We start from the raw sequence: 23,329 nt of genomic DNA, 5'->3' as shown, positions 1-23,329 counted from the left end.
CCGGTTTGTTTCCGGAAGATCCGATTTCTCCCGAGGCGGCAATCGACCGTTTCCTCGCTTTGCTGAAGATACCCACGCGCATTCTTGTCGCGATCTCAGGCGGAAGCGATTCCAGTGGCCTGCTCCTGGTGCTCCATGAAGCGCTGAAGGCCGCATCCGATCTTTCCATTTCCCTTTGTGCCGCGACGGTCGACCATGCGCTGCGCCGCGAATCCGCGGATGAGGCCAGCCGGGTCGCAACTCTCTGCGCATCAATGGGCATTCCGCACCGGACGATGGTCTGGCAGGGGGAGAAGCCGAAAACCGGTATCTTGGCGGCGGCACGCGAGGCGCGTTACGGTCTTCTTGCCGAGGCGGCGGAAGCCTTCGACGCTGATCTCATCGTGACAGGACATACGCTGGACGATCAGCGCGAAACACTGCATATGCGTGGAATGCGGACGGAGCAGATTTCGACCGGCATCGCGGATGCGGTGCTGTTCGACCGGCATTTCTGGATCCTTCGGCCGCTGCTTTTTTCCACCCGGGCAGATATACGTCGCTTCCTGACCGCGCGTAGCGTGACGTGGATCGACGATCCCAGCAACGAAGATATGAAATACGAGCGTGTGCGGACGCGCCGGCAGCTTTCCATTGAGGGCGCTGCCGAGACGGATATCTCTCGTGCTTGGGAAGAGCGTCTGGCTCTTTCTTCTGATGGAGCCGAATGGCTGCATCGCCATTTCAGGCTTCATGGCGGTTTGCTCGGGCAGGTGATGCCTGGCGGGTTGAGGCAGGATCGCAGAGTTCTTGATTATGCACTTGGCCGTTTGACGGCCGTTTTTGGTGGGCAGCCGTTTGTGCCGGGAAGGAAACAGATGGAGCGGCTTCTTGCATTCGCCACAGGTGGCAAGCCGGGGCGAATGACTGTCGGCCGTGTGGTATTCGATTTGCGGCGTGACGGGCTTTATCTGGCACGTGAGAGCCGGGGAATCCTGCCTCTGGTGCTTCGGTCGGGAGAAGCCGGGGTTTGGGATGGAAGATTTGAAGCGAGAAACAGGTCGTCAGAGACCATAGAAATTACGACACGCGCCGGCTCGGTGAATGAGGCAACAATGCGTGACGGGCCTTCCGCGCCCGACTTGGGCTCGCCGGATTTCGATGACAGGCAAGACAAGGGGGATTGGAGCCCGGGTCTTCCCAAGGCGGCGTGGAAACGGGCTGCGGCTTCTGGGCCGGCCATATCCGCAGGGCAAGGGCTTTTATCGCCGGAATTCGCCCGATCCGTCGATTTGACGCCCCATTTTGCAGCCTTCGACCGCTTTTTGACACGATTTGATTTCACCTTTGCCGAGAGGCTTTCGGCAGTTTTCTCAAGGGTGCCCTATGCGGAGCCGCCTTTAAGAAGTATTGACGGAAAAACGATCTGACGGAGTGGATCGCCTTGGCAATGGCTTGGCGCAACCCTATGTTAGAGACCAAATATGACGGCCGCCATGAGGCGACTGTCCAGTGCTGGGGAGTTCAATGAACCCTAACTTACGTAATTTCGCCTTGTGGGCGATCATAGCGCTTCTGCTGATCGCCCTTTTCAGTATGTTCCAGACGGCTCCGGCGCAGACGGGTTCGCGTGAAGTTCCTTATTCGCAGTTCCTGCGTGAGGTCGATGCGGGCCGCGTGAAGGATGTCGTGGTCACCGGTAACAGGCTGACCGGAACATATCTGGAGAATAACAATACCTTCCAGACCTATTCGCCTGTGATCGACGACAATCTGCTCGATCGCCTGCAATCCAAGAATGTCGCTGTCACTGCGCGCCCGGAAACCGATGGTTCCTCCGGCTTCCTGAGCTATCTCGGAACGCTGCTGCCGATGCTCTTGATCCTTGGCGTCTGGCTGTTCTTCATGCGGCAGATGCAGGGCGGTTCTCGCGGCGCGATGGGCTTCGGTAAATCCAAGGCCAAGCTTCTGACCGAGGCGCATGGCCGCGTGACCTTCGATGACGTTGCCGGCGTTGATGAAGCCAAGCAGGACCTGGAAGAGATCGTTGAGTTCCTGCGTGACCCGCAGAAGTTCCAGCGCCTCGGCGGCAAGATCCCGCGCGGCGTGCTGCTTGTCGGCCCTCCGGGTACCGGTAAGACGCTGCTCGCCCGCTCGGTTGCCGGCGAAGCCAACGTGCCATTCTTTACCATTTCCGGTTCGGACTTCGTCGAAATGTTCGTCGGTGTCGGTGCAAGCCGCGTCCGCGACATGTTCGAGCAGGCGAAGAAGAATGCACCCTGCATCATCTTCATCGACGAAATCGACGCCGTCGGCCGCCATCGTGGCGCCGGTCTCGGCGGCGGTAACGATGAACGCGAACAGACGCTGAACCAGCTCCTCGTCGAGATGGACGGTTTTGAAGCCAATGAAGGCATCATCCTGATCGCCGCGACCAACCGTCCCGACGTTCTCGATCCGGCGCTGCTGCGTCCGGGCCGTTTCGACCGCCAGGTCGTCGTTCCGAACCCAGACATCGTCGGTCGCGAACGCATCCTGAAGGTTCATGCCCGCAACGTTCCGCTGGCACCGAATGTCGATCTCAAGGTTCTGGCTCGCGGTACGCCCGGTTTCTCCGGTGCGGACTTGATGAACCTCGTCAACGAAGCTGCCCTGATGGCCGCCCGCCGCAACAAGCGTGTCGTGACTATGCAGGAATTCGAAGACGCCAAGGACAAGATCATGATGGGTGCGGAGCGCCGCTCTTCGGCCATGACCGAAGCGGAAAAAAAGCTCACCGCTTATCACGAGGCCGGTCACGCGATCACCGCGCTGAACGTCGCCGTCGCCGATCCGCTGCACAAGGCAACGATCATTCCGCGTGGCCGTGCGCTCGGCATGGTCATGCAGCTTCCCGAGGGCGACCGCTACTCGATGAGCTACAAATGGATGATCTCGCGCCTTTGCATCATGATGGGCGGCCGCGTTGCTGAAGAACTGACCTTCGGCAAGGAGAACATTACTTCGGGTGCTTCCTCCGACATCGAGCAGGCGACCAAGCTTGCCCGTGCGATGGTCACCCAGTGGGGCTTCTCTGACGAGCTCGGCCAAGTTGCCTATGGTGAGAACCAGCAGGAGGTCTTCCTCGGTCATTCGGTTTCGCAGTCGAAGAACGTCTCCGAAGCGACCGCGCAGAAGATCGACAACGAAGTGCGCCGCCTCATCGACGAGGCCTATACGCAGGCTCGCACGATCCTGACGGAAAAGCATGACGAGTTCGTCGCTCTCGCCGAAGGGCTGCTCGAATACGAGACGCTGACCGGCGAAGAGATCAAGGCTCTGATCCGTGGCGAAAAGCCTGCGCGCGATCTTGGCGATGATTCGCCTCCGAGCCGCGGCTCTGCCGTGCCGAAGGCCGGTGCGCGCCCTGCTTCCAAGGGTGATGAACCCGAGGGTGGGCTGGAACCGCAGCCTCACTGAAATTGAACAGCAATTTGCCTAAAGGGCCGGATTTCCACAGGGAATCCGGCCCTTTTAATATTAGTAACAGGATATAATCAGTTTTCTTGGTAATTTACGTGCCGGTTACGCGGTTTTGTGGCATTCCGCTGACTAAAGACAAGTCTGATCAAGGTTTCGGGCGCAGCACCAATCTTTGAAGCCGGATTCTTGTTTGAGGAATGCCTAAGCTTCTACGGCGCGCGGAAAGCGCAGGAGTGCATATGAAAAGACGCTATTTTGGGACGGACGGCATCCGAGGCCAAGCCAACATCTTCCCTATGACGCCGGATCTTGCGATGCGGGTCGGCATCGCCGCAGGGACGATTTTCCGTAACGGCGCCCACCGTCATCGTGTAGTGATCGGCAAGGACACGCGCCTGTCGGGATATATGCTGGAGAATGCCCTCGTGGCCGGCTTTACCGCGGCAGGCCTGGACGTCTTCCTGCTCGGTCCTATTCCGACACCTGCGGTTGCCATGCTGACGCGCTCGCTGCGCTGCGATATCGGCGTGATGATTTCGGCCTCGCACAATCCGTTCCAAGATAACGGTATCAAGCTTTTCGGTCCTGATGGCTACAAGCTCTCCGATGACATCGAAGCGCAGATCGAGGACCTGCTCGACAAGGATCTATCGGGACAACTTGCCAAGGCTGAGGAAATAGGCCGAGCCAAGCGCGTCGATGGCGATATCTACCGCTATCTCGAGCACGTCAAACGCACCTTGCCGCGCGATGTGACCTTGCAGGGCCTGCGCGTCGCGGTCGACTGCGCCAACGGTGCGGCCTACAAGGTGGCACCTGCCGTTCTCTGGGAGCTCGGCGCCGACGTGGTGACGATCGGCAACGATCCGAACGGTACCAACATCAACCTGAATTGCGGCTCCACCAGCCCGGTCGCCTTGCAGAAGAAGGTTGATGAGGTGCGCGCCGATATCGGCATTGCGCTCGATGGCGATGCGGACCGCGTCATCATCGTCGATGAAAACGGCTCGATCGTCGATGGCGATCAGCTGATGGCCGTCATCGCCGAAAGCTGGGCAGAGAGCCAGCAGCTGCGCGGCAACGGTATCGTTGCGACTGTCATGTCCAATCTTGGCCTCGAGCGTTTCCTCGAAGACAAGGGCCTCGGCCTTGCCCGTACGAAGGTCGGCGACCGTTATGTCGTCGAGCACATGCGCCAGCACAACTACAATGTCGGCGGCGAGCAGTCCGGCCATATCGTGCTTTCGGATTACGGCACAACAGGCGACGGGCTCGTTGCCGCTCTGCAGATTCTGGCGGCCGTCAAGCGTACCGGCAAAACGGTCAGCGAAATCTGCCGTCGCTTCGAGCCGGTGCCGCAGCTTCTGCGCAATGTCCGCATTACCGGCGGCAAGCCGCTGGAAGATCTGCAGGTGGTCAAGGCGATTGCCGACGCGGAAGCCGAGCTTTCCAAGAATGGCCGTCTCGTCATCCGCCCTTCCGGCACCGAGCCGCTGATCCGCGTCATGGCGGAAGGCGACGACCGTGCGCAGATCGAGCGCATCGTCAACGATCTGATCGGCACGATTTCGAGCGTACGCAGCGCCGCCTGAAAGCGTCGCAAAAAAGGATTGAAAGCCGGCCTTCGTGCCGGCTTTTTTATTGGCGCTGGTTTATTGGCGTTGGGCGAGCCAGACCGTGTGATTGCCGCAAGTGGGGTCTTCGGCCTTGTGGGCGACGACCGTAAAGCCGTGTTCGGCGAGCAGGGCGCGGTATTCATCCGGGCTGAGGCTGCTGTGATAAAGTGGTTCACCGACGAAGACACCCATAGCTTCGCCATGCGCCGGGCCGCTGGTGAACATCAGCGCCGTTCCCGGCTTCGAATGCGTGCGAAATAGCGGGAAGATGCGCCGCTGGTCCTCGAAGGGCAGGTGGAAGAAACTGTCCCAGGCAACCAGCCCATTGAAACTTCTGCCAAACGAGAGGCTGCGCATGTCTGCGACGTGCCAATTGGAGTTTGGAAAGCGTGTCCGGCACATGTCGATCAGGCTGGGTGAGGAATCGATGCCGGTCACTGCGTGGCCGCTTTCGATGAAATGACGCGCGAGAGGTTCGCCGGAACCGCAGCCGATATCGAGGATTGACCCGCCTCGCGGGATCAGTGCGGTGAAGCGATCCAGCCAGATCCGTTCAAAAAGGGTCTTGCCGCGGCTTGTATCCCAGACTTTGGCATGCCGTTCGTAGAGATCGGTAATGGTATCGGCGGCCTGCCTGTTGCTGTTCTGCATACGCTGGCTGATCCTCTGTGGAAAAATCTTCGATTTGCCTTAAGCGGTTCGATCCCGGAGGATCATGTGGGGTGATGCGATTTACCGTCCTTGCTCATCCGTCGTTTGCAAGCGTGAAAGTTCGCCCGGCTTTTTATTCGTCGTCTTTCCGATTCGGGAAGTCGAGGCGGGCAGATTACTTTTCGAAACATGTTCTGCCGTGAATATTCGTATTACTTCTTATGGTTAAGCAGCTTTTAACGTTTCCGATTCATTATCCATAAAAAGCATATCCGTTTTGGCGGCCTGCAACGCGCCGACGCAACCGACTGGAGTGAATCCATGAAACGAACTTTGTCCGGTATCTTCGCCGCGCTGTTGATCGCGTCGAATGCCTATTCTGCCGATCTTGCTCCGGTCGAACCCATCCCGGAACAGCCGCCGGAAGTCGCCGTCAGCGAATCGACCGGCTGGTATCTGCGCGGTGATGTCGGCTACGCCTTCACCGACCTGCGCGGCGCAAAGTTCTTCCAGGGCAGCAATGCTCTCGAAGCCGATTTCGACGATGCTGACCTTGATGATGCCTGGACGGTTGGCGGTGGTGTCGGTTACCAGATCAACAGCTATCTGCGCACCGACCTGACCTTCGACTATCTGACCAAGTCCGACTTCCGCGGTTCGACGGTTGGCGGTGGGGCGGCCTTCGGCGCCTGCGTGGTCGCATGTACGTCGAGAGACGTATCGTCGATGACGGCCTACACGCTGCTTGCCAACGCCTATGTCGATCTCGGCACCTACGCCTACTTCACGCCCTATGTCGGCGCTGGTATCGGTGGTTCCTACGTCAAGTGGAAGGACCTCCACAATGTCGCCTGCGCCGATGACGGCAGCGGTTGCGATGATGAAGTCGTCCATGGCGGCCGCGGCGGCTGGCGTTTCAGCTACGCCCTCATGGCCGGCGCCTCGATCGACGTGACCTGCAACGTCAAGGCTGACGTCGGCTACCGCTACCTGCATATCGATGGCGGCAACATGTTCGGTTACAACGAAAACGGCGGCCCGGGTCGCGACCGTGGCGTCAACGTCCACGAAGCCCGTGTCGGCGCGCGCTATCTCTTCGGCGGCTGCGCCCAGCCAGTCGCCTACGAACCGCCGGAAATTCCGCTGCAGCAGCCGGTCTACAAGTAAGGCCATAGCTTCAAGGATTATCGAAAGCCGTCCGCAAGGGCGGCTTTTTCGTTTCAGCGGGCCGGCTCTCTCAGTCACTCCATTGCCGCGGGGATTGCCGAAGGCATCGCGGCACTCGATGCCGCCAACTCCTTCGAAATCGTAGACTGAAGGGAGAGGCTTTCGATCCCAGATTCAACGAGGCCGATGTTGCTGCTCATCGCCAGAAAGCCGAGGCACCTGCCGATGTCGTCGCCGAGCAGGCGAGAATCGATCGCGCCGATTCGCTCGTGTTGGTCTATCCTGACCATTGATGGTCCATGCCGGCCTTGATGAAAGGCTGGATCGATCGCGTCTTTGCCAATGGCTGGGTCTATGACGACACATCCGGCAAGGTTGTGAAAAAGCTTAGGCATCTGCCAGTCCATCTCGTTGGCATCGGCGGCGCGGATGCCCGTACCTATAAGCGGCACGGTTATTTCAGCGCCATCAAGACGCAGATCGACTGTGGCATTTTCGACTATTGCGGTGCTTCTGTGGTGACGTCGGAACTGCTTCTCGATTCGGATGCAGGAAATGGTGCTGCGCATATCGAGATGGCGCGCCGCATTGGCAGCGATATCTTCAAAGCAGGCGATCGCGCCGCCAGCGGCGGTTTAACCCGAGATGTGATCGCTGCTGCGGCAAAATAGCCTCCAGAAACGACATCTCCCGCTTGACTATGACGGGCTTCGCCCATAAACACGGCGGCGGGACACTCCTCCCCAACGAGGAGCCATCTATCTGGAAGGGTAGCAATATGGCAAATACCGCAAAGCCGGACGTGCGTCCGCAAAACACTCATTTTTCTTCTGGCCCCTGCGCGAAACGTCCTGGTTGGACGCTCGAAGCTCTTTCCGATGCGGCCCTTGGCCGTTCGCACCGCGCGAAAGTCGGCAAGTCCAAGCTGAAGCAGGCGATCGATCTTACCCGCGAAATTCTGGAAGTGCCTGCGGATTACCGCATCGGCATCGTACCGGCTTCCGATACTGGTGCCGTCGAGATGGCGCTCTGGTCGCTGCTCGGTGAGCGCGGCGTCGACATGGTCGCCTGGGAAAGCTTCGGCGCCGGTTGGGTTACCGATGTCGTCAAGCAGCTGAAGCTCAAGGACGTTCGCAAGATCGAAGCCGGCTACGGCGAACTCCCCGACCTTTCCACCGTCGATTTCAACCGTGACGTGGTCTTCACCTGGAACGGAACGACCTCTGGCGTACGTGTTCCGAACGCCGATTTTATCCCTGCTGATCGCAAGGGCCTGACGATCTGCGATGCGACCTCGGCCGCTTTCGCGCAGGACCTCGATTTCGCCAAGCTCGATGTCGTCACCTTCTCCTGGCAGAAGGTTCTGGGCGGCGAGGGTGCCCATGGCATCCTTATCCTGTCGCCGCGTGCTGCCGAGCGTCTGGTCTCCTACCAACCGGCATGGCCGCTGCCGAAGATCTTCCGCCTGACGTCGGGTGGCAAGTTGATCGAAGGCATCTTCCAGGGTGAGACGATCAACACGCCGTCGATGCTCTGCGTCGAGGATTATATCGATGCGCTTCTCTGGGCCAAGCAGCTCGGCGGCCTCAAGGGCCTGATTGCCCGCGCTGACGCCAATGCCAAGACGATCGCTGATTTCGTCGCAGCGAACGACTGGATCGCCAATCTGGCTGTCAAGCCGGAGATCGAATCCAATACGTCGATCTGCCTGAAGATCGTCGACAAGGATGTGGCTGCTCTCGATGCCGATGGCCAAGCGAATTTCGCCAAAGGCCTCGTCGCTCTCCTCGAAAAGGAAGGCGTCGCTTACGACATTGGCGCTTACCGTGACGCTCCGTCGGGCCTGCGCATCTGGGCTGGTGCCACGATCGAAACCGCTGACATGCAGAAGCTGATGCCTTGGCTTTCCTGGGCCTTTGAAACCCAGAAAGCAGCGCTTTCCCAGGCTGCTGCCTGACGTGATCGCATCCGGCTCCGCCTGATGGCGGAGCCCCGCATTCCGAATTCATTCATCGCTGAACCCTTTGAAGGAGGCCCTCATGGCACCTCGCGTTCTCGTATCCGACGAACTGTCGGAAACCGCCGTCCAGATCTTCCGCGATCGCGGCGTCGAAGTCGATTTCCAGCCACAGCTCGGCAAGGACAAGGACAAGCTGTTCGAAGTCATCGGCAACTATGATGGTCTCGCCATCCGTTCCGCCACGAAGGTGACTGAGAAGATCATCGAAGCCGCCAAAAACCTCAAGGTCGTCGGCCGTGCCGGTATCGGCGTCGACAATGTCGATATCCCGGCCGCATCGCGCCGCGGTATCATCGTCATGAACACGCCCTTCGGCAACTCGATCACGACGGCTGAACATGCGATCGCCCTGATGTTTGCGGTTGCCCGCCAGCTTCCGGCTGCCGACACCTCCACGCAGGCCGGCAAGTGGGAGAAGTCGAAGTTCATGGGTGTCGAAATCACCGGCAAGACGCTCGGCGTCATCGGCGCCGGCAACATCGGCTCCATCGTCTGTGCCCGCGCCATCGGCCTGAAGATGCATGTCATCGCCTATGACCCGTTCCTCTCCAAGGAGCGCGCCGAGGAGATGGGCGTCACCAAGGTCGAGCTCGACGAACTGTTGGCCCATGCTGATTTCATCACGCTGCATGTGCCTATGACCGACAGGACGCGCGGCATCCTGAACAAGGAAGCGCTTGCGAAGACCAAGCCCGGCGTTCGCATCATCAACTGCGCGCGCGGCGGTCTCGTCGATGAGGCAGCGCTTGCCGAAGCCATCAAGTCCGGCCATGTTGCTGGTGCGGCCTTCGACGTCTTCGAAGTCGAGCCCGCCAAGGAAAGCCCGCTCTTTGGGCTGCCAAACGTCGTCTGCACGCCGCATCTCGGCGCCTCGACCACCGAAGCGCAGGAAAACGTTGCTCTACAGGTTGCCGAGCAGATGGCGGACTACCTCGTCAAGGGTGCGGTTTCGAACGCCATCAACATGCCGTCGATCACCGCTGAGGAAGCGCCGATCCTGAAGCCGTTCATCAAGCTCGCCGATGTTCTCGGCGCCTTCGTCGGCCAGGTTACGGAAGAGCCGATCAAGGAAATCGAAATCCTTTATGATGGCGTCACGGCCAACATGAACACCCGCGCACTGACTTCGGCGGTTCTCGCCGGCCTGATCCGTTCGCAGGTGGCCGACGTCAATATGGTTTCGGCACCGATCATGATCAAGGAAAAGGGTGTTATCCTTTCCGAGGTCAAGCGCGACAAGTCGGGCGTCTTCGACGGCTACATCAAACTGACGGTGACCACGGAATCCATGACGCGCTCGATTGCCGGCACGGTCTTCTCCGACGGCAAGCCACGCTTCATCCAGATCAAGGGCATCAACCTCGACGCCGATGTCGGCAGCCACATGATCTACATCGCCAATACCGACGTTCCCGGCATGATCGGCTTCATCGGCACGACGCTTGGTGCTGCCGGCGTCAATATCGCCAACTTCCAACTTGGCCGCGATAAGCAGGGCGGCGATGCCATTGCTCTGCTCTATGTTGACGCCGCGGTTGACGACGTCGTTCTGGGCAAGCTGACGGCCAATTCCGCGATCCGCCAGGCAAAGCTGCTGGCCTTCAACGTCGACTGAGTTTTCCTCCCAAGGAAAGACATGAAAAACCGGCCCGGTCTCCGTGCCGGTTTTTTTATGGTTCAGCGCATGTCGTTGGCGACCTGCGATCAGTGGCGGGTGGCGTCGGCGTCGTGATGCAGGAAAGTGTCTCTGCTCGCGTCGAAAACCCTGAAGAACTCGTCCCAGGAAATGTTCTCGATAGAACTTTCCTGCCTGCCGAAATCAACGCCGACCAGGCCGCTTTTCATCCGGGCGGGATGGCCACCGCGTGTTTCGATCCATTCCCGGATCTTATCATGATCTGTCATTGCGGATGTCCCCATCATCGCCTCCCTGCCGATGGGTTGTATTTTCAACGGGAAATAACTCTTTGGAAATGATTTGGTTCCACCTGATAATCGGCACGCGTTCGCGACTTTGCTTTGACCTACCACTGAAACTTTCAACTGAACCGCGAAATGGCTGGTTTGAGAAACTTTCACTGCTTATTTTACGGGCGTGCGCTCAAAGTTTAGGCCTCTTATGATTGTGATTTTATTTAGCTTTCTCGGCTATACCACTTTCAATATTGGTTCCAATTTTGCGTGAATTTCTCAATGGCCTCGTTTCAGACGATATCCGGGCAGTCCGAAGCTCTTGTTGATGATTTCCGTTCGCTGTTTACGACGCATCCTTCTCCAATGTGGGTCTACGATCCGGATACGCTCCGCTTCCTGATCGTCAATGATGCGGCGCTCATGCTCTATGGCTACAGCGCAGAGGATTATCAGGGCATGACCGTGCTCGATATCCGCCCAGCTGCCGAGCGGGAGCGGATGCTCAGCGCCGTTCATGACCGGACCGATATGGAGAAGGCCGAGCGCTGGACGCATATGAAGGCCAATGGCGAGGCCATCGAGGTTCTGACCTACGGCCGAGAAGTGCGCTTCGAAGGAAGGGTCGCGATCCTGGCGATCGTGCAGGATCGAACCGAGGTGAATGCCGCACAGCGCCAGATCACCGATACACGTTCGCTGCTAGACAGCATCGTCGACAACCTGCCGGTCGGCGTCTTCGTGAAGGATATGGAAGAGGATGGCCGCTACATCCTGCTGAACGAGGCGTGCGGCGAGATCATGGGCTTTCATCCCGGCGACGTGGTTGGACGCGTGGACCGGGACTTCTTCCCCTCTGAGCAGACCGACATCTTTCACGAGCAGGATCACGAGGCGTTCGTCGCCGGTGCGACGATCAGCTTCGAGGAGACAATGGAGCGGGCCGACGGCGGCAAGCGGATCCTTCGCACCGTCAAGCGTGCCCTGCCGGCGTCTGAAGGGAAGGAGCCGCGCTATCTGCTGGGCATCTCTCACGACGTGACGGAGGAGCGTGCAGTGGAGGCGAGGCTTGCGCATCTTGCCATGCATGACTCGCTGACCCGCCTGCCGAACCGCGCCGCCTTCTCCAAACATATCCGCAAGCAGGCCATTACCGCTTCGATCGAAAAGCCGGTGGCACTGCTCTACATCGACGTCGACCACTTCAAGACGATCAATGACAGCAAGGGCCATGCCGCCGGCGATGCGCTTCTCTGCCAGGTGGCGGAGCGTTTGCTGGCGCTTGGCGATGAGGGCGACCTCGTGGCGCGTCTCGGCGGCGATGAATTCGCGGTCGTGCTGCAGCTTGTCGAGGCCGATCGGGCAGAGCGTTTCGCCGATCTGCTGCTCAAGTCGCTTGCCAGAGCTTTTGATCTTGATGGCACCCGGGAGCATGTCACCTGCAGCATCGGCATTGCGCTGGCGCCTGTCGATGCCGGCGAGGCCGATGTACTGATGCGCCATGCCGATCTCGCGCTCTACGCCGCCAAGGAAAGCGGACGCTCGACCTATCGTTTCTATGAGCCGGCGATGCGGCTTGAGGCCGAGCGCCGGCATCATCTGACCGGCGAATTGCGGGATGCGCTGGAACACGGGCAATTCGAGCTTTACTACCAGCCTATCGTGCAGCTCGAAAACGACGGCATCGGCGGTTTCGAGGCGCTGATCCGCTGGCGGCATCCGATGCGCGGCCTCGTGGCGCCGATGGAATTCATTCCGCTGGCGGAGGAGACAGGGCTCATCATTCCGATCGGTGATTGGGTTTTGCGGGAGGCCTGCCGTGCTGCCGCTTCCTGGCCGGACCATCTGAAAATTGCGGTCAATCTTTCCGTCAGCCAGTTCCGCCATGCGAGCCTGCTTTCCAGCGTTGTTGGCGCACTCGATGAGGCGGGTCTGCGTCCTGAACGACTGGAAATCGAGATCACCGAATCCGTCTTCCTGGCCGATGTGGCGCAGAGCCTGCCGTTGCTTCGGGCGCTGAAGGAACTCGGCGTTCGCATTGCCATCGACGATTTCGGCACCGGCTATTCGTCGCTCAGCTATCTGCGCGCCTTCACCTTCGACAAGATCAAGCTCGACCGCAGCTTCGTGTCCGGCATCGAGACGGATCCCGGCAATCTGGCCATCGTGCGAGCCGTGGCCGGCATCGGCTCCGGCTTCAATGCGGTTACGCTCGCTGAAGGCATCGAGACCGAGGAGCAGTTGCAGAAGCTGCGGGCCGAGGGATTTGGCGAGGTGCAGGGCTATCTTCTCGGCAGACCGATGCCGCAGCATGAGGCCGAAGCACTGATCTACGGACGCCAACTCAAGCAGGCATCAGCCTGAGATCATCGCATCGAAAGCATCGGCCGCCTTGCTGCGATAGCGCTCCTCATGGCGCAGCAAGAAGAAGGGACGGGGCAGGGGCGGCACATTCACCTCGGTGAGAAGACCGTTGCGGAGCTTCATAGAAACAACGCTGCGTGACATCAGCGTCGCGCCGATGCCAGCTTCGACGATGCCGACGAGCGGCTCGTTCTCCGGTAGCACCATCGCCACATCAAGCGCATCGATATCGAGACCGGTTCTTTGCAGAAGGCTTTCGAAGGCGAGGCGGGTGCCGGACCCCTGTTCGCGCAGTACCCACTGCGTCTGAGGAAAATCGCTCGGGCCGCGTGATTTGCCGTCCGCCCAGGGGTGATTGGAGGCAACGACGACGATCATCTCGTCTAGGGCGACCTGCCTTGCCGAAACGCCGCGCCTGTCGCTCGGCCACTCGATAAGGCCCACTTCCACCTCGCCATTGGCAACGGCGTCAGACACTTCGGCAGTGTTGCCGATGCGGATTGCCAATTCGATGCCCGGATAATTTCGGCGGAACGCGGCAAGCCGCGGCGACAGCCAATAGCCGCCGATCGTTTGGCTTGCCATGATCGTGAGCTCGCCATGCATGAGGCCGGAGAGGTCCATCAGGGCGGCCTCTGCCGCCTTTGCGCTGGTCAGCACGGCCTGTGCTTCCTTCAGGAACAGTTGGCCGGTCCGGTTCAGCACGATCGAGCGGCCGACGCGGTCGAAGAGGGTGACGCCGTGTCGTGTCTCCAATGCGGTGATTGCGGCGCTGACGGCCGACTGGGTCATGTTCAGGTGAGCCGCCGCCTTCGTGATGTGCTGACGCGCTGCTACCTCTGCGAATATTCTGAGCTGCTCCAGTGTCATGTCGCCTCCATCGATCGTTCGATATTATCGAACGGAATGATAAAGATAAATCGTTGGAAGCGATTATTTGATGCCGATATGAAAGCGGTCAACGAAAGGAATTCGCCATGACCGCGCTGCATCTGTCTCCTTCTGTCCCGATTGTTCGCCAGCGGACGCGTGTCTTGCGCCACTTCACGCCGAACTGGTTTGCGACGACGATGGGAACCGGCATCCTTGCCGTCTGCTTCGGTCAGTTTCCGGATTTGCCGGCAGCCCACGCGGCAGGCGAGATGCTGTGGCTCGCGAATATCGGCCTGTTTGCAGTGCTGACCTGCATCTATGCCGGAAAGTGGCTGCTGTATCCCGGCGCTGCACTGAGGGCATTCGACCATCCCGTCGTTTCGATGTTCTTCGGCTGCATTCCGATGGGCCTTGCGACTATCGTCAATGGTTTCTTGATCTTCGGACCGGGCCTTTTAGGCGAGGCGAGCGTCTCTATTGCGGCGGAGTTGTGGTGGTTGGATGCAGCGCTGGCAGTTCTGGCAGGTCTTGCCATTCCACTGGTCATGTTCACGCGGCAGCAGCATGCAATCGAGCATATGAGCGCCGTTTGGCTGTTGCCGATCGTTGCCTCTGAGGTCGCAGCTGCGAGCGGCGGATTGTTGGTGCCGCATCTTGCCGAAGGCGCGCAGCTTCCGGTGCTTTTTGCGAGTTTCGTGCTCTGGTCCTGCTCGGTGCCGCTGGCGCTCGGCATTCTCGTCATCCTCTTCCTGCGCCTGGCTCTGCACAAGCTGCCGCCCGCAAGCATGGCAGCGACGAGCTTCCTTGCCCTCGGTCCTGTTGGCACCGGCGCACTTGGGCTTGCTCTGTTTTCCATCAATGGCGGGCAAGCTCTTACAGCCGGCGGCCTTGGCGCGCTGGCTCCAGCGATTTCGGGTGCGGCTTTGCTTGGTGCTGTCCTGCTGTGGGGCTATGGCCTCTGGTGGCTTGGCCTGGCGGTTGCCATCACCATCAACCATCTGCGGCAGGGCTTGCCCTTCAATCTCGGCTGGTGGGGTTACACCTTCCCGATCGGTGTCTATGCCGTCGCCACGCTGCGGCTTTCCAGTATCTTTCCGTTGCCGGCGCTGACAGGGTTCGGAGAGGTTCTGGTCGTAGCTCTTGCCGCGATTTGGGTCGTCGTCGCCATCCGCACGAGCTGCGGCGCCTATAATGGTTCGCTCTTCGTTGATCCCAGCCTGGAGAGCTGATCGTCTGGCGCTTACGCAACTGCCTCAATCATTCGTTATTTTGAGAATGCCAGTCAGCATTGCATACTCTCGGCGGGGCTGAAAAAGGAGGATGCACATGAAACGCTACACGTTGTCGATGATCGGTCTGGCGCTCATGACTGCCATCATCGCCAATCCGGGCATCGCACTTGCCTGCAACAAACTGATCGGCACCTGAGCCGATACCGCCCACCTCTTGCCTGAAGGCGCAGCTTCGGCTGCGTCTTTTTCCCGCGCTGCGTCGCAAAGCAGCGCATGCAGGTGATGACGAGCGAGCCACCCACGCGGACCTGGCGCGAGGCGGCGGAATAGGCCTATCGCGTCGGGGCGTCCACGTCGCCTTCCACCGGTGTCGTAGCGATCTGCGATTGTGCGTCGCCGGAGGCAACGGCTGCCGGCAGAGGCACCTGACGTTTGCGCTCGCGGATCAGCGTCAGTAGACCCGAGCAGATGATGAGCACGATGCCGAGGGCCATCGGCAGATCGACGCTGTCGTTGAAGAACAGATAGCCGAAGGCGATTGCCCAGATCATCTGGCTATATTGCGGTGTCGCGACCAGCGTTGCCGGGGCGAGGCGGGCTGCCGTCATCAGCATGACGTTGCCGGCTGCGCCCAGCAGGCCGTAGCTTGCGAGAAACAACCATTGCTGCGGGCTTGGCACAACCACCTGTGAGAGCATGAGAAGGCCGCTGACGATGAGCGTGCCAAGCAGCGAGGCACCATAAAGCGAGAGGCGCTTTTCGGCCGGGCCGAGCTTGCGAAGGATGACGATGGCGATAGCCGCCGAGATCGCGCCGATGGTCGCCGCCAGATGGCCGACAGACAGTTCGCGGAAACCCGGCCTCAGAACCACGAGCACCCCGAGGAAGCCGACGATGACGGCAGCCCAGCGCTGCCAGCGTACATCCTCCTTCAGGAAGATCACCGAGAGGATGGTAACGAAGGAGGGCAGCAAAAAGAGAAGGCAGAATGCCTCTGCCATCGGCAGCTTGGTAAAGGTGATGATGGAGGCGATTGCGCCGGTCGCACCGGCAACAAAGCGCACCAGCCAGAGCGGCCGGTTCGTCGTCCTGAAAATGTCCAGCCATGAATCACTTGGCCCCTTGATGAAGGGCAGGGCTGCCAGGCTGAGGATCGCACCCGTAAAGGCGACCTGGAAGGAAGGAACCGTGCCGTGCAGGGCCTTGATGGAAGCATCGCTGAAGGCAAAGACGGCATAGGCCGCAAATGCGACAAGGACGCCACGAAGCGTGGTGGAGGCGGCTGTCATTTATCCGAATCTTTTAAAAGGTGGGCCGTTTCATCTACGTGATGAAATACGGCCTATCAAAGGTCGATTGCGAATAGCTGCAATGCGCGACCCGCGCATGACGCTGCCGGAAAAGCCGGCCCTTGCGCGGAGACGGAATAGTTTCTATATCCGTCGCCCATGCAAGCTGGCGGCCGATCCCGCCGGAACACAGGAAATCCGCCACATTCCGACGTGAGAAAAGGCGGATCGAAACAGCATAGAATTTGGCAGTACCCGTGAACACACTGGATTTTGACAAGCAGCCGGAAGACACCCGTGTCGTCGTCGCCATGTCTGGCGGCGTTGACAGCTCCGTCGTGGCCGGGCTTCTCAAACGCCAGGGGTACGATGTGCTTGGCATCACGCTGCAGCTATACGATCATGGCGCTGCGGTCCACCGCGCCGGCTCGTGCTGCGCGGGCCAGGATATCGACGATGCACGCCGTGTCTGCGAGACGCTCGGTATTCCGCATTACGTGCTCGACTACGAGAAGCGGTTCCGCGAAACCGTCATCAATCCCTTTGCCGAGAGCTACGTCGCCGGCGAGACGCCGATCCCCTGCGTTGCCTGCAACCAGACGGTCAAGTTCGCCGATCTTCTGGCGACAGCCAAGGAACTCGGCGCCGATGCGCTCGCGACCGGCCATTATATCCGCTCGCGCCCGAATCCATCGTCCTGCAATCCCGGTCGCCGCGCGCTCTATCGCCCGGCCGATGCCGACCGTGACCAGAGTTATTTCCTCTTCGCCACGACGCAGGAGCAGATCGACTATCTGCGCTTCCCGCTCGGCGGTCTGCCGAAGTCGGAAACCCGCCGACTGGCCGAAGAGATGGGCCTTGTCGTCGCCAAGAAGGCCGACAGCCAGGACATCTGTTTCGTGCCGCAGGGCAAATATTCGGACATCATCACCAAGCTGAAGCCGAATTCGGCTTTGGCCGGTGATATCGTTCATCTCGACGGCCGCATCCTCGGCCAGCACGAAGGCATCCTGCATTACACGATCGGCCAGCGCCGCGGCATCGGCATTGCTACCGGCGAGCCTCTCTACGTCGTCTTTCTCGACGCCCGTTCGCGCCGCGTCATCGTCGGTCCGAAGGAGGCGCTGGAAACGCACCGCGTCTATCTGCGCGACGTCAACTGGCTGGGCGACGAGACACTTCAGGTCGCAGCGTCAGGCGACGGCTTTGCCTGCTACGCCAAGGTGCGCTCCACCCGCGCGCCGGCGCCTGCTGTCCTGCACATCGATGCAAGCGGCGTCTATGTCGACCTGACGGTCGGCGAGGCAGGCATCGCGCCGGGCCAGGCCTGCGCGCTCTATTCGGCACCCGGCGATGACGCCCGCGTCTTCGGCGGCGGCTTCATCGAACGTTCCGAACGCGAGCCCGATGCCGAAGCCTCGTTGAAGGCGCTGCTTTCCAACTACGCGATGGCCTGAAACGGCGAAAAACGGCACTGCGGAAAGCCCACCGTTTTTCTCCATCATGTGCTTGACACAAAGCGGAAGCGCACCTTATAAGCCGCACATCCCACGGACCGGAAGCGCTTCGCGAACGGTATCGTTTGACCAGTGGCGGAGTAGCTCAGTAGGTCAGAGCAGAGGAATCATAATCCTTGTGTCGGGGGTTCAAATCCCTCCTCCGCTACCACTCGTCCCCAAGATCAAAACTATCAGTGCGCGCTCGTGGCGCAGGCGATATAATTCGTCGGAAGACGCTTCGTCATCGGGGGTGCGTGATGAAATACGCTGTTGTCGCAATTCTTCTTCTCGCTGCTGGCTGCAGCACGACGACGGAAGACCAGCCTATCCCAGGCAGCCTGACCTATGGCGGTAAGGTTATCCATTCGCCCTATAAGCCCGGCACGGTGGTGAAGCATACTTTCCTCGGCAAATTTGGCGTTCGGCAGTTCGAACGTTATGTCGTTCAGCCTGACGGCACGCTCAAGCTTGCCTCCCGTATTGAAAGCGAAGATTTCCTCTGGAACTGAAGGTGGGTGTCAGCTTCGCCTGATGTTGACCTGCGTCAAGGCGCGGGATTACCATTGCTGTTGAATTCCTTCTTCATTTGAATTCAGCCAGCAGAACGGATCTCCCATGTATAATCGCATATTGCTGCCCACTGACGGTTCGGAACTTGCCGGTCGGGGTGTCGATCATGGTCTTGCGCTTGCCAAGGCGCTCAACCTTCCCGTGACCGTTATCAGCGTCATCGTGCCGCTGACCGGTTTTGCGCTGCAGGGGATCGTGCAGGCTGAGGCGATGGACAGCTACAATGAGGGCCGCCGGAAAGAGATCGAGGATCTGGAAAAGATCATCGGGGAAAAAGCGAAGAGCGCCGGCGTTGTCGCCGACTTCGTCAGCAAGGTGCATCTTTCGCCGGCAGTCGCCATTTTGGAAACGGCAGCAGAGCGGGGCTGCGGCCTGATCGTTATTTCCTCGCATGGCCGCCGCGGGATCTCGCGGCTCATGCTCGGCAGCCAGACGTCCGAGGTCCTTTCCGAGGCGGCTATCCCGGTCCTGGTGGTAAAGTAGGCGACCTAGTTTTCCGTCAGGGCGGCGAGGGACGCCGTGCGCTCGGCGGTGTGATCTGCCGTCTTGGTGGACACCGCTCCGCTTTCCTCGCGGCCATCGTCGGCTTCGTCAGGGCTACCCGCCGCCGGCGTCATGTAGAAGGCCAGCATTTCTTCCAGGCGGGAGGCGGTGAGGCTGGTGGCGAAACCCTTCATGGCTTTCCTCGGCGGCGTTTCCAGTTGTGAAATTTCATAGCCTACGTTCAGGTCGAACCGGAACAAGGGCCGAAAGGTTGTCACCAACTTTCGAAGATCGGTATCTAGTCGCGGATAAGCTCCAGGCAGAATTCGATAAAGGCGTTCACCTTGGCCGGTACGTGATGCCGGGAAGGATGGACAGCGTAGAGGGGGAAAGTTTCGCCCGGCCAGTCTGGATAGAGCTCTATAAGGCGTCCTTCGGCAAGCAGGTCCTTGACGCTAAGGGCAAGCACCTGGGCGATGCCGGCGCCGGCAAGGCAGGCATCGAGCATGGTGCCGGGGTCGCTCATCAGAAGTGGTCCACGGGCGTCGAGCGGCACGATCTTCTTGCCCCTGTGCAGTTCCCATTCGAAAGTCTTGCCTGTCAGCGGATCGCGGAACTGGATACAGGAGTGGTTGGCGATTTCGGCCGGTGTCCTCGGCGTGCCGTGCTCCGCGAGATAGGCAGGCGTGGCGACCGTGAGGACGCGGGTTTCCATCAGCTTGCGGGCGATGCGCGACGAGTTCGGCTGCTGGCCGAAGCGGATGGCGATATCAATGCCGTCGGCGACGAGATCACTCATCAGGTCGCGGGTTATCAATTCGAGTTCCAGCGCCGGATAGCGGGTCATGAACTGCTTCAGATGCGGCGCCAGCACCATGCGGGAAAAGATCGGATCGACGTCGATGCGCAAGCGGCCGCGCACGGTCAGAGACGCACCTGATGCGAGCGTCGCGGCCTCCTCTATGCCATCGAGATGCGGAGCGACCTGTTCGTAAAAACGGGCGCCTTCGTCCGTCAGCCGTACCGAGCGGGTGGTGCGGTCGAGCAGGCGCACGCCGACACGGGCCTCCAGTCTCGATATGGCGCGGCTGACGCCGGAGGCTGAAAGGCCAAGCGCATCGGCTGCCCTGACGAAGCTGCCGCTTTCGACCACCGCGGCAAGCGTGCTGACACCGGAAAGCAGGCGGCCGTCGAATGCCATGGATCGCTCCTGATTTGATGTCATTGATGATGTTAAGGAAGTGCAGCTTGGTCAACAAGGTCGGCACGTTATCGCTGCCCGTATGGATCCAAAAACCGGCTCGATGGAACATCTTCCCGCTGATTTGGTTTCTACCGCACAGATTGGAGGATCAAGTGATGACCCAATATGGTGACGACAAGAACCGAATCGTGGATGAGAATACCGGCATGCCACTCGGGCAGGCATCCTATAAAGAGGAGAAAGTGCTCGCCGATGAGCGGCGTAGCGTCTCGCTCTGGGGTGTGCTCGCAGCCGGCATTCTGGTCATTCTGATCGCTGCTGCGAGCTTTGCCATCTGGCCGGGCACGACCACAGAACCGGCTTCGACCGCATCCACAACGCCCAATGCGATCACCGGGCAGCCTTCGGGTGCCGGTACTTTAGACAACAATCCGGCGACCGGCTCCATTAAGCCGCTGGAACCTACAGATCGCAACCCGGCGCCTGTCGGCAACGCGCCGACGGGTGCGGCCGCACCAAGCGGCACGCAGAACGGCCAGTAACTTCGCATTACGGCTGGGGAAGGGCCGCGCGGTTTCCGTGCGGCCCTTTTCATATTTAGTGGCATCCTTTTCAGGCTGCGGGCCATTTCCAGTTGCGCACATCAGGCATGTCCTCGCCATATTCGCGGACATAGGCATGATGCTCGACGAGCTTGGCCCTCAGGCTTTCCAACACCTCGGGCACTTTCTCCTTCAGGCCCGGAACGCGCTCGATTGCCTCAATCGCGAGGTGAAAGCGGTCGAGCTCGTTGAGCACCGTCATGTCGAAGGGCGTGGTCGTCGTGCCCTCTTCGATGAAGCCGCGCACATGGATGTTGCGGTGGTTGGTGCGCTTATAGGTCAGCCGGTGGATGAGGTAGGGATAGCCGTGATAGGCGAAGATCACCGGCCTGTCCGTTGTGAAGATCGCGTCGAAGGCCTCGTCCGTCAGGCCATGCGGATGCTGATCCTGTGATTGCAGGGCGAGAAGGTCGACCACGTTGACAGTGCGGATCTTCAGCTCCGGAATATGCCGATGCAGCAGATCGACGGCAGCGAGCGTCTCCATGGTCGGCACGTCACCAGCGCAGGCCATGACGACATCGGGCGCCACCGTGTCGTCCTCATGGCTTGCCCAGTTCCAAATGCCGATGCCGGTCTCGCAATGTTTCACCGCCTCGTCCATGGTCAGCCATTGCGGCTCCGGCTGCTTGCCGGCGACGATGACGTTGATGCGGTCGTAGGTCTTCAGGCAATGATCGCCGACCCAGAGGAGGGTGTTGGCGTCCGGCGGCAGGTAAATGCGGACGATATCGGCCTTCTTGTTGGCGACGAGATCAACGAAGCCGGGGTCCTGATGTGAGAAGCCGTTATGGTCCTGCCGCCAGACATGCGAGGTCAAGAGATAGTTGAGCGAGGAGATTGGCTTCCTCCACTCCAGCTCCCGGGTGACCTTCAACCACTTGGCATGCTGGTTGAACATCGAGTCGATGATGTGGATGAAGGCCTCGTAGCAGGAAAAGAGACCGTGCCGGCCCGTCAGCAGGTAGCCTTCCAGCCATCCCTGGCAAAGATGTTCGCTCAGCACCTCCATGACGCGGCCGTCGCTGGCGAGGCTCACGTCATAGGGTTCGATCTTCTCCATCCAGACGCGATCGGTGACTTCAAAGACGCTGCCGAGACGGTTCGATTCCGTTTCGTCGGGGCCGAAAATGCGAAAGTTCGCGTTGGCCTCATTGAGCTTCAGCGTATCGCGCAGGTAATGGCCGAGGATTTCGGTGGATTGCACCATCTCAGCCCCCCGTTTTTCCACCTTTACCTCATAGGTGCGGATATCAGGCGCGATCAGCTCCTTGCGTAGCAGACCGCCATTGGCGTGCGGATTGGCACCCATGCGGCGTTTGCCTGAGGGGGCCAGCGCCCGCAGTTCCGGCTTCAGCGTGCCCGACGCATCGAAGAGGTCTTCGGGATCGTAACCGCGCATCCAGTCTTCGAGGATTTTCCGGTGTCCGTCGTTCTCCCGGCAATTGGAAACCGGCACCTGATGGGCGCGCCAGAAGCCTTCGACCTTTTTGCCATCCACTTCTTTCGGGCCAGTCCAGCCCTTGGGGCTGCGCAGTACGATCATCGGCCAGCGCGGGCAGGCCTGTGGCGCCGTGCCGTCGCGTGCCTCCCTCTGAATTGCCCGAATGCGGTCGAAGATCTCGTCGAAGGCAGCGGCCATCTGCTGATGCATCTTTGCCGGCTCGTGGCCTTCGACGAAGAAGGGCTCATAACCATAGCCTTCGAACAAATGCATCAGATCTTCGTCGCTCGCCCGACCGAGGATGGTTGGATTGGCGATCTTGTAGCCGTTGAGATGCAGGATCGGCAGGACGGCGCCGTCGCGGGCGGGGTTCAGGAACTTGTTGGAATGCCAGCTTGCCGCCAGCGGCCCGGTTTCGGCTTCGCCATCGCCGATGACGCAGGCGACGATCAGATCGGGATTATCGAAGGCTGCGCCATAGGCATGGACGAGCGCATAGCCGAGTTCACCGCCCTCATGGATGGAGCCGGGCGTTTCCGGCGCCGCATGGCTCGGGATGCCGCCGGGGAAGGAGAACTGGCGAAAGAGCTTGCGCATGCCGTCCTCGGTCTCGGCGATATCGGGATAGATCTCGCTGTAAATGCCTTCGAGATAGGTATTGGCGACCATGCCCGGTCCGCCGTGGCCGGGGCCGCACATATAGATGATGTCGAGATCGCGGGCGCGGATGATGCGGTTCAGATGCGCGTAGATGAAGTTGAGGCCGGGCGTGGTGCCCCAGTGACCGAGTAGGCGGGGCTTGATATGTTCCGGTTTTAGCGGCTGGCGCAGGAGAGGATTGGATAGGAGATAGATCTGGCCGACCGAGAGATAGTTGGCTGCCCGCCAGTAGCGGTCGATGAGTGTGAGTTCGGCGTCGGAAATAACTGCTGGAGTCGAGACATGCTTTTCCACGGATTTCTC

At 59.9% G+C, this 23,329-nt stretch carries 19 protein-coding genes, 1 tRNA gene and 1 pseudogene; 14 read left to right on the top strand and 7 right to left on the bottom strand.

Going from position 1 to position 23,329, the window contains the following annotated elements; all coding sequences use genetic code 11:
- Positions 1 to 5 precede the first annotated feature (5 nt).
- From tilS to glmM, 3 genes are all read left to right on the top strand, one after another.
- A complete protein-coding gene (gene tilS / locus PMI11_RS34905; RefSeq protein WP_007827049.1) occupies positions 6 to 1,409 on the top strand; it encodes a tRNA lysidine(34) synthetase TilS in 1,404 nt (467 codons plus the stop codon).
- 97 nt (positions 1,410 to 1,506) lie between these two features.
- Entirely contained in the window at positions 1,507 to 3,438 is a 1,932-nt protein-coding gene (ftsH, locus tag PMI11_RS34900; protein ID WP_007827042.1) for an ATP-dependent zinc metalloprotease FtsH, read from the top strand.
- 242 nt (positions 3,439 to 3,680) lie between these two features.
- Complete coding sequence (glmM, locus tag PMI11_RS34895) at positions 3,681 to 5,033, top strand: phosphoglucosamine mutase (protein WP_007827040.1); 1,353 nt, start codon at positions 3,681 to 3,683, stop codon at positions 5,031 to 5,033.
- A gap of 60 nt (positions 5,034 to 5,093) precedes the next feature.
- On the opposite strand, the gene PMI11_RS34890 is transcribed toward glmM, so the two are convergent.
- On the bottom strand, positions 5,094 to 5,708 hold the full coding sequence (locus PMI11_RS34890) for a class I SAM-dependent DNA methyltransferase (RefSeq protein WP_007827038.1): 615 nt from the start codon (positions 5,706 to 5,708) through the stop codon (positions 5,094 to 5,096).
- A gap of 321 nt (positions 5,709 to 6,029) precedes the next feature.
- Here PMI11_RS34890 and PMI11_RS34885 point away from each other — a divergent pair, with 321 nt between their 5' ends.
- From PMI11_RS34885 to serA, 4 genes and pseudogenes are all read left to right on the top strand, one after another.
- A complete protein-coding gene (locus PMI11_RS34885; protein ID WP_007827036.1) occupies positions 6,030 to 6,875 on the top strand; it encodes an outer membrane protein in 846 nt (281 codons plus the stop codon).
- 81 nt (positions 6,876 to 6,956) lie between these two features.
- A pseudogene (locus PMI11_RS34880) lies at positions 6,957 to 7,546 on the top strand (NAD(P)H-dependent oxidoreductase).
- 107 nt (positions 7,547 to 7,653) lie between these two features.
- Positions 7,654 to 8,832, top strand: coding sequence for a phosphoserine transaminase (locus PMI11_RS34875; protein WP_007827031.1), 1,179 nt, complete (start codon positions 7,654 to 7,656; stop codon positions 8,830 to 8,832).
- Positions 8,833 to 8,914: 82 nt separating this feature from the next.
- Positions 8,915 to 10,510: a phosphoglycerate dehydrogenase gene (gene serA / locus PMI11_RS34870; protein WP_007827029.1), complete on the top strand. Its 1,596-nt coding sequence runs from the start codon at positions 8,915 to 8,917 to the stop codon at positions 10,508 to 10,510.
- Positions 10,511 to 10,599: 89 nt separating this feature from the next.
- Here the strand turns inward: serA and PMI11_RS34865 are convergent, their stop codons facing one another.
- The gene (locus PMI11_RS34865; protein ID WP_037072695.1) at positions 10,600 to 10,818 is read right to left on the bottom strand and encodes a hypothetical protein; all 219 of its coding nucleotides are present in this window, start codon (positions 10,816 to 10,818) and stop codon (positions 10,600 to 10,602) included.
- A 270-nt stretch (positions 10,819 to 11,088) separates the two neighbouring features.
- Between PMI11_RS34865 and PMI11_RS34860 the strand changes: the two genes are divergently transcribed.
- On the top strand, positions 11,089 to 13,170 hold the full coding sequence (locus PMI11_RS34860; protein ID WP_037072693.1) for a putative bifunctional diguanylate cyclase/phosphodiesterase: 2,082 nt from the start codon (positions 11,089 to 11,091) through the stop codon (positions 13,168 to 13,170).
- Here PMI11_RS34860 and PMI11_RS34855 read toward each other — a convergent pair.
- Positions 13,162 to 14,040 carry a LysR family transcriptional regulator gene (locus tag PMI11_RS34855; RefSeq protein ID WP_007827025.1) on the bottom strand — a complete coding sequence of 293 codons (879 nt, stop codon included), beginning with the start codon at positions 14,038 to 14,040 and terminating at the stop codon, positions 13,162 to 13,164. The two genes, PMI11_RS34860 and PMI11_RS34855, sit on opposite strands and share 9 nt — an antisense overlap.
- Before the next feature lie 107 nt (positions 14,041 to 14,147).
- Between PMI11_RS34855 and PMI11_RS34850 the strand changes: the two genes are divergently transcribed.
- Entirely contained in the window at positions 14,148 to 15,272 is a 1,125-nt protein-coding gene (locus PMI11_RS34850; protein WP_007827024.1) for a TDT family transporter, read from the top strand.
- A 335-nt stretch (positions 15,273 to 15,607) separates the two neighbouring features.
- Here the strand turns inward: PMI11_RS34850 and PMI11_RS34845 are convergent, their stop codons facing one another.
- Positions 15,608 to 16,564 carry a DMT family transporter gene (locus tag PMI11_RS34845; RefSeq protein WP_007827020.1) on the bottom strand — a complete coding sequence of 319 codons (957 nt, stop codon included), beginning with the start codon at positions 16,562 to 16,564 and terminating at the stop codon, positions 15,608 to 15,610.
- Positions 16,565 to 16,821: 257 nt separating this feature from the next.
- On the opposite strand from PMI11_RS34845, the gene mnmA reads away from it, so the two are divergent.
- The 4 genes from mnmA (at position 16,822) to PMI11_RS34820 (ending at position 19,116) form a co-directional block, all read left to right on the top strand.
- The gene (mnmA, locus tag PMI11_RS34835; protein ID WP_007827018.1) at positions 16,822 to 18,021 is read left to right on the top strand and encodes a tRNA 2-thiouridine(34) synthase MnmA; all 1,200 of its coding nucleotides are present in this window, start codon (positions 16,822 to 16,824) and stop codon (positions 18,019 to 18,021) included.
- 134 nt (positions 18,022 to 18,155) lie between these two features.
- Positions 18,156 to 18,232 (top strand) — tRNA-Met (locus PMI11_RS34830).
- An 88-nt stretch (positions 18,233 to 18,320) separates the two neighbouring features.
- Complete coding sequence (locus tag PMI11_RS34825; RefSeq protein ID WP_007827016.1) at positions 18,321 to 18,572, top strand: hypothetical protein; 252 nt, start codon at positions 18,321 to 18,323, stop codon at positions 18,570 to 18,572.
- Positions 18,573 to 18,678: 106 nt separating this feature from the next.
- Positions 18,679 to 19,116, top strand: a complete 438-nt coding sequence (locus PMI11_RS34820; protein WP_007827014.1) for a universal stress protein — start codon at positions 18,679 to 18,681, stop codon at positions 19,114 to 19,116.
- Positions 19,117 to 19,121: 5 nt separating this feature from the next.
- Here PMI11_RS34820 and PMI11_RS34815 read toward each other — a convergent pair whose 3' ends face one another.
- The gene (locus PMI11_RS34815) at positions 19,122 to 19,376 is read right to left on the bottom strand and encodes a hypothetical protein (protein ID WP_157179734.1); all 255 of its coding nucleotides are present in this window, start codon (positions 19,374 to 19,376) and stop codon (positions 19,122 to 19,124) included.
- Between the two features lie 38 nt (positions 19,377 to 19,414).
- A complete protein-coding gene (locus PMI11_RS34810; RefSeq protein ID WP_007827011.1) occupies positions 19,415 to 20,317 on the bottom strand; it encodes a LysR family transcriptional regulator in 903 nt (300 codons plus the stop codon).
- Positions 20,318 to 20,475: 158 nt separating this feature from the next.
- Here PMI11_RS34810 and PMI11_RS34805 point away from each other — a divergent pair, with 158 nt between their 5' ends.
- A complete protein-coding gene (locus PMI11_RS34805) occupies positions 20,476 to 20,862 on the top strand; it encodes a hypothetical protein (protein ID WP_007827009.1) in 387 nt (128 codons plus the stop codon).
- A 70-nt stretch (positions 20,863 to 20,932) separates the two neighbouring features.
- Here PMI11_RS34805 and PMI11_RS34800 read toward each other — a convergent pair whose 3' ends face one another.
- Positions 20,933 to 23,320, bottom strand: coding sequence for a phosphoketolase family protein (locus tag PMI11_RS34800; protein ID WP_007827007.1), 2,388 nt, complete (start codon positions 23,318 to 23,320; stop codon positions 20,933 to 20,935).
- Between the last annotated feature and the right edge of the window lie 9 nt (positions 23,321 to 23,329).

Source organism: Rhizobium sp. CF142, from assembly GCF_000281145.1.
In the GTDB taxonomy this organism is placed as follows: Bacteria; Pseudomonadota; Alphaproteobacteria; order Rhizobiales; family Rhizobiaceae; genus Rhizobium.
The sequence above is the reverse complement of the archived record's forward strand: the minus strand, read 5'-3'. Positions and strand labels throughout refer to the sequence as shown.

Coding starts and splice junctions, on each gene's coding strand:
- PMI11_RS34810 (WP_007827011.1), bottom strand. CDS start 20,317: ATGGCATTCGACGGCCGCCTGCTTTCCGGTGTCAGCACGCTTGCCGCG.
- PMI11_RS34865 (WP_037072695.1), bottom strand. CDS start 10,818: ATGATGGGGACATCCGCAATGACAGATCATGATAAGATCCGGGAATGG.
- PMI11_RS34805 (WP_007827009.1), top strand. CDS start 20,476: ATGACCCAATATGGTGACGACAAGAACCGAATCGTGGATGAGAATACC.
- PMI11_RS34860 (WP_037072693.1), top strand. CDS start 11,089: ATGGCCTCGTTTCAGACGATATCCGGGCAGTCCGAAGCTCTTGTTGAT.
- glmM (WP_007827040.1), top strand. CDS start 3,681: ATGAAAAGACGCTATTTTGGGACGGACGGCATCCGAGGCCAAGCCAAC.
- PMI11_RS34855 (WP_007827025.1), bottom strand. CDS start 14,040: ATGACACTGGAGCAGCTCAGAATATTCGCAGAGGTAGCAGCGCGTCAG.
- PMI11_RS34875 (WP_007827031.1), top strand. CDS start 7,654: ATGGCAAATACCGCAAAGCCGGACGTGCGTCCGCAAAACACTCATTTT.
- PMI11_RS34825 (WP_007827016.1), top strand. CDS start 18,321: ATGAAATACGCTGTTGTCGCAATTCTTCTTCTCGCTGCTGGCTGCAGC.
- serA (WP_007827029.1), top strand. CDS start 8,915: ATGGCACCTCGCGTTCTCGTATCCGACGAACTGTCGGAAACCGCCGTC.
- PMI11_RS34885 (WP_007827036.1), top strand. CDS start 6,030: ATGAAACGAACTTTGTCCGGTATCTTCGCCGCGCTGTTGATCGCGTCG.
- PMI11_RS34820 (WP_007827014.1), top strand. CDS start 18,679: ATGTATAATCGCATATTGCTGCCCACTGACGGTTCGGAACTTGCCGGT.
- PMI11_RS34845 (WP_007827020.1), bottom strand. CDS start 16,564: ATGACAGCCGCCTCCACCACGCTTCGTGGCGTCCTTGTCGCATTTGCG.
- PMI11_RS34890 (WP_007827038.1), bottom strand. CDS start 5,708: ATGCAGAACAGCAACAGGCAGGCCGCCGATACCATTACCGATCTCTAC.
- PMI11_RS34850 (WP_007827024.1), top strand. CDS start 14,148: ATGACCGCGCTGCATCTGTCTCCTTCTGTCCCGATTGTTCGCCAGCGG.
- ftsH (WP_007827042.1), top strand. CDS start 1,507: ATGAACCCTAACTTACGTAATTTCGCCTTGTGGGCGATCATAGCGCTT.